Source organism: Streptosporangium minutum (assembly GCF_002149035.1).
GTDB classification, from domain to species: domain Bacteria; phylum Actinomycetota; class Actinomycetes; order Streptosporangiales; family Streptosporangiaceae; genus Streptosporangium; species Streptosporangium minutum.
Genome location: NZ_NGFP01000387.1, coordinates 1 through 5,924 on the forward strand (window position 1 = coordinate 1; position 5,924 = coordinate 5,924).

The 5,924-nt window shown below is 74.6% G+C and carries 4 protein-coding genes; 1 reads left to right on the forward strand and 3 read right to left on the reverse strand.

From position 1 onward, the window contains the following. The coding region (locus tag CA984_RS42105; protein ID WP_133061949.1) for a biotin carboxylase N-terminal domain-containing protein at nt 1–162 on the reverse strand (162 nt) is incomplete at its 3' end. A 93-nt stretch (nt 163–255) separates the two neighbouring features. After that, entirely contained in the window at nt 256–978 is a 723-nt protein-coding gene (locus CA984_RS42110; RefSeq protein WP_086578913.1) for an SDR family NAD(P)-dependent oxidoreductase, read from the reverse strand. Between the two features lie 172 nt (nt 979–1,150). Here CA984_RS42110 and CA984_RS42115 point away from each other — a divergent pair, with 172 nt between their 5' ends. Beyond that, nucleotides 1,151–1,423 carry a WXG100 family type VII secretion target gene (locus CA984_RS42115; RefSeq protein ID WP_012888044.1) on the forward strand — a complete coding sequence of 91 codons (273 nt, stop codon included), beginning with the start codon at nt 1,151–1,153 and terminating at the stop codon, nt 1,421–1,423. 105 nt (nt 1,424–1,528) lie between these two features. On the opposite strand, the gene CA984_RS42120 is transcribed toward CA984_RS42115, so the two are convergent. Beyond that, the coding region (locus CA984_RS42120) for an FtsK/SpoIIIE domain-containing protein (protein ID WP_086578914.1) at nt 1,529–5,924 on the reverse strand (4,396 nt) is incomplete at its 5' end.

Consider the following 5,924-nt stretch of genomic DNA (forward strand, 5'->3'; position numbering starts at 1 on the left):
GGTGGTGCCGGTCAGGGCGTGGGCTTCGTCGGCCAGGCGGACGTGCAGGGCGTCGAGGTCCTGGTCGGCGTAGACGGCGACGCTGGCCAGCCCGGCGTCCTTGCATGCGCGGGCGATCCGCACGGCGATCTCACCACGATTGGCGATCAAGACCTTCTGCACCGACGTTGTTCCCTTCCGTACATGTGCGAACAAGGGGCTGGCGGGCCTCCAAGGGAGTGTAAGCGTCTCCTGATCGAAAGGGCCCGGCGGGTCCTACCTGCCGAGGTACGCGCCGCCGTTCACATGGACGACCTGACCGGTGATGTGCCGGGCCTCGGAGGAGGCCAGGAACCTCACCGTGGCCGCGACGTCGTCGGGCGTGCCGGGGCGCCCGTTCCTGGTGCTCTCCACGCGGCGCCGCACCCCCTCCTCGGTGAGGCGGCCGCGGAAGAACTCGGTGTCCACGACCAGTCCGGGGGAGACCACGTTGGCGGTGACGCCGCGCGGGCCGAGCTCGGCGGCCAGGTCGGCGGTCCACGCCTCCACCGCGGCCTTGGCGGCGCCGTACGAGCCGGAGCCGGTGCCCCGGGCCGCGATCGAGCCGATCGTGACGATCCGGCCGCCGTCGGCCAGCCGGGGGGTCAGCGCGCTCGTGACCAGCACGGCCGACATCAGGTTGGCGTTGAGGTTGGCCCACCAGCTCTCGGCCACGTCCATCAGGTCGTCGCCGTCCGGCGTGCGGTCCAGGTTGGTGTTGCCGCCCGCGTTGTTGACGAGCACGTCCACCCGGTCCGGCAGCCGTTCCAGGGCCTCGCCCACCGCGACCGGGTTGGCCGCGTTGAACGCCACGTGGGACACGCCCAGCCTGCCGGCGGTCTCCTTGAGCACCTGCTCCCGCCGCCCGGTGATGGTCACCCGGTCCCCGTGCGCGGCGAACGCCGCCGCGACGGCGGCTCCGATCCCGGTGCCTCCGCCCGTCACCACAATCTCACGCATCGCCCTTAACTCCTTATCCGGCGAAAAATCAAGATGGAAAGGAACGTTAGCTCGTCCGAGTGCCCGGGAAGGTCCATAGCCGCTCGGCATAATGCCGGTATCACTGTGATCCACTCGCCTATCGTGATTTCGTTTGGTGAGCCCCCCGACACCGATCCCGAAGGAGACTGGCATGAGCCAGAACTTGCTCGGCGGCAATCCCGCGGAAATGCAGCAGATGGCCACCCAGTTCACCCAGCAGGCGGACCAGGTGAGGGCCACGATGGCGGCCCTCGACCGGGAGGCCGGAAAGGTCGGCACCGCCTGGACCGGCCCCGGCGCACAGCGTTTCACCGAGGCCTGGCAGAACTACCGCGCGGCCTTCCAGCGTATGTCCGAAGAACTCGCGGAGGCTTCCCGGGTCATCAACACCTATCGCGGCAACATCGAGTCCGCCACGCGTTAGCCGGACCACCGGAACGCCCCTGCCCGCCACGGGCCGGGGCGTTTCTTCATGGGAGCCCGTCATGCGGGACACGTCACGCGGGGCGTTTCTCCATATGGGGACCCGTCATGTGACGGCGGCCTGGACGGGGGTCACCGACCCCAGGGTGACCAGCAGCCCCCGTCCGGGCGGGCCGCCGACCGCGCCGCGGGGCAGCCGGATCGTGAACAGGTCGCCGTCGGCGGGACTCTGGACCGACAGCAGCAGTCCCGTGCGGGACTTGCGGGCCTCGGCGACGAAACCGCGGTAGGCGGTCGTCAGGTCGCCGGTGGTGCCGCCGGCGATCAGGCCGTGCTCGCCGTCGCGGCCGGTCCGCAGGACCTGTTCCAGGGCGGCGCCGAGAGGGCTGTCGGCGGAGATCAGCTCCGCGTCGTCGACGATCACCACATAGCGCTCCTGCCCCGCCACGGCCTCGGCCAGATCGCCGTCCGCACCGAGTACGGCCAGCACCCCCGGAGCGTCGACCAGCGTGCTGAGCGGGCTGCGCCGGGGGGTGACCAGGACCACCGGGGTGCCCCGCGCCAGCAGGGAGCGGGCGGCGGTCAGCAGGGTCGAGGAGCGGCCGGACCTGGACGGGCCCGCGATGACCGCGCCGGGCCCGTGGGCCAGCAGGTCGACGCCGAGCGGGGCCAGCGAGTCGCCTCCGGCGCCGATCAGCGCCCACAGGGGCGAGGGGGGATCGAAGGACGGCGCCAGATCCAGGACCTGTGCCGCGGTGATCCGCATGGGCAGCGCGTCCACCCGCAGGGGCGGTTCGCAGTCCCAGTGCCACCCGCCGGGCTCCGGCCGCGCCGCGGTCCCGGCGAAGCGGGCGGGCACCGCCCGGGCCAGTGCCTGCAATGCGCCGACCTGGGCCGGTCCGGAGGGGTCGTCGCAGAGCAGGGCGATCTGGCTCTCCGCGACGCCGTTCTCGCCGGTGGCCAGGGCACGGCCGGGGACGAGCGTGGCCGGCAGGTCCTTGACGGGCAGCCCGGCCAGGCCGTAGTCGGCCGAGTCGGCCAGCCGCAGGATCAGCCGGTCGTCGAAGACCGTGGAGATCTGCCCGATCAGCGCCGACCGGTCGCCGGTCACCACGGCGCGCAGCCCGACCGCGGGGCCCTCCCTGAGCAGCTGCATCACCGATTCGATCAGCCGCCCGTAGTCGTAGCCCTCGAACGCGGCGACGAACCCCTCCCAGCGGTCGAGCATCAGCACCAGCCAGGGCAGCCGCTCCGTCCCGGCGGCGGCGCGCAGCTCGGCCAGCGACGCGTATCCGGCCTCGGCGAGAAGCTGCTGGCGCCGCCCGACCTCCGCGCGCAGGCGGGTGAGCAGCCGTTCCACCCGGTCGAGCTGGTCGCGGGTCACCACCGCCCCGCAGTGTGGCATCGCCATCAGCGGCAGCAGCGCCCCCGAACCGCAGTCGATCGCGTGCACATGCACGTCCTGCGGGGAGGCCCCCGCCGCGATCGCCCCCGCCAGGGTGCGCAGCGCGGTGGAGCGCCCGCTCCGCGAGGCGCCCGCCAGCAGCAGGTGCCCCCCGTGCGCGAGGTCCAGCGCCAGCGCCCGCCGGTCCTGCGCCCACGGCAGGTCCGTAACCCCGAACACCAGCGGCGGCACCTCCTCGATCCCGGCCCGGTACGGCGGCGCGCCGCCGGAGGGGTCGGAGAGCCCGGGGGCGACCACGAGGTCGCCGAGCGGTGCGAGCCAGGGGCTGGGCTGCTGCGGCACGCCCGCGATGCGGGCGGCGTCGACCAGGGCGTCGGCGAGTATGGACAGGTCGGTGACCGGTGAGCCCTCGACGCCCGCCTCGGGCGCGGACAGCGGCTGCCCCAGGGCCTGCCAGCCGACCTCCGTCACCCGTGCCCGCACCTCGGTGGATCCGCCGGGGCTCCGGCCGCCGATCCGGGCCGTCTGCACGGCCGCCGCCGCGCCCGCGCCCGACTTGACGTAGCAGCGGCCGGGGGCGGACTTGGGGATGTGCGCGGCGTCCGCCCGGTCGATGACGTCGGCGGACTCGGAGGCCTCCGTCACCCGTAGCGCGATCCGCAGCGAGGTGTTGGCCTGGATGTCGGCGGTGACCACGCCGCCGGGCCGCTGGGTGGCCAGGATGAGATGGATGCCGAGCGAGCGGCCCCGCCTGGCGATGTCGACCAGCCCGGTCATGAAGTCGGGCAGCTCGCTGACCATGGCCGCGAACTCGTCGATGACCAGCACGAGCCGGGGCAGCGCGGCCGGCGGGCCGGCGCGCCCGCGCAGCGGCCTGGCCGGCGTCCTGCCTCCGGCGACGAGCAGGTCGCGGGAGGCGCGGGCCGCCTGCGCGTCGCGGAGTTCGTGGTAGTCCTCGATGTCCTTCGCCCCGGCGGCCAGCAGCAGCCGTTCCCGGCGGCGGATCTCGGCGGCCAGGGACGCCAGGGCCCGCTGGGTCAGGTGGCCGTCCAGGTCGCTGACCATGCCGACCGTGTGCGGGAGCCGTACGCACTCCTTGAAGGCGGCCCCGCCCTTGTAGTCGATCAGCACGAACGTCATCTCGTCGGGCCGGTTGGCCACCGCGAGCGAGCAGATCAGGGTCTGCAGCAGCTCGGACTTGCCCGCGCCCGTGGTGCCGGCGATGAGCGCGTGCGGCCCGTCCACGCGCAGGTCGACGGAGAACGGCCCGTCGGGGCCGACCCCGATCACGGCCTCGGTGGTCCGGCCCCACCGGTCGGCCAGGGCCGCGCCCGACACCGAGGGCAGCGCCAGCAGGTCCAGCAGCCGCGCGGAGCCGGGCAGCGCCAGGCTCGCGTCGTCGCGGCTGACGTCGCGGATCGGGGCCAGGGAACGGGCGAGCCGGTCGCACCAGGAGGCCGAGACCTGGTCGGCCAGGATGTTGCCGAGGTCGTCCAGACCGCCGCCGCGCAGCCGTACCAGGCCGTCCGCGGTCACGGCGGCGACGGTGGCGCACTCCTCGGGCAGCAGCCGCTGGTCGTCGTCGATGGCCAGGGTGTAGACACCTGCCCGGGGGCCCTGGCGGAGCACCTGCGGCATGCCGGGCAGCGCGCGCAGGACCTGGGCGCCGTCCAGGACGACCAGCACGTCGTAGGGGCGTTCGTCGTAGACCGGGGCGGCCTCGGGCGTCCCCGGGCCGCCGCCGAGGTCGCCCCAGCCGGACGGGACGCGGCCGAGCTTGATCGACGGGCCCTCCTCCTCGCCGAGACGCTCGTCGATCAGCGTGGTCAGCTCGCTCACCCGGCGGGCCGCGGCCTCCGGATCGGCGCCGACCAGCGCCACGCAGTCCTCGCCGCCGTGCGGGGCGCAGTGCGGCAGCCAGCGCACCCAGTTCCACCGCTCGCCCCCGTCACCGTGCGCGGAGAGCACCACGATCGCCAGGTCGCGCGGGCTGTGCAGGGCGGCGGCCTGGCCGACCAGCCAGCGGGCCAGCCCGGCCGCAGGCCGCCGCGGCCCGGTCAGGCCGGCGACGCCCAGCCGGCGCATGACCAGCGCCACCGGCACCGCGTGGCAGGTGGGAGGGTCGGGCAGCGGGGAGTCGAGCGGGGCGGAGCGTTCGGCGGCGAACTCCAGGCCGGCGGGGAGGTCGGCGAGGCCGACCCGGAGGCGGAGCGCGTCGGGGTCGTGGTCGCGGCGCTCCCAGAGCCGCCGCCGGGGGCCGGTCGCGGTGAGCAGCACCTCCGCGGGGTCGGGCGCGGCTGCCCGGCGCTCGGCCTCGTCGGCGGCGCGGGCCTCCTCCACGGCGGCCTCGAAGGCCTTCATCCGCTCCTTGTACTGCTTGACCCGCTGGCGGTACTGCTTGCGGCCGTGCCGCCGGTCGCTCCACCACTGGCCGATCATGATCAGCGGGGTCATCAGCGCGAACAGCAGGAAATACCACATCTTGAACGCCCAGGCCATGGCCAGTCCCAGCCCGGCGGGCAGGAAGGCGGTCAGCAGCTGCAGCCGCATGGTCTCGGCGCGTTTCGGCTCCGCCGGGACCTCGAACCGCCGCCGGTCGGTCCGGGGGCGGAGCCGGGGCGGACGGTTGTAGGCGAGGCCCCCGTCGGGCTGGGCGTCCAGGTGCGCGTCGGGGGGCTCCACCGCCTTGAGGGTCAGCACGGTCGATCCGCAGGTCAGCAAGGCATGCTCGGGCCACGGCGCCGCGCTGTCGAGGGGCTCGTGGTCCAGCAGCGGAACGGCTCCCGCCCTGGGCTCCACGGTGATGGCGTCGGGGGTGAGCCTGACCACGGCGGCCTCGGCGGCCAGCCCCGGGTCGGAGACGGCCACCGTGCAGGCGGGGGCGGATCCGACGATGTGGACGCCCAGGCCGAGACGGTGCACGGACCCGGCGGCGGGCCCGCCGATCACCCGGATCTCCACGATGCCGCCGGGCTCCTCGGCCACCGTCGCGCCGGCCAGGTCGCGGTCGAGGGTGACGAGGTCGCCGTCGCGGAGCAGGCCGAGCGCGGGGGCGGCGGGGTCGAGGGGCCGGCCGTCCCGCCAGAGCGTCGGGGGT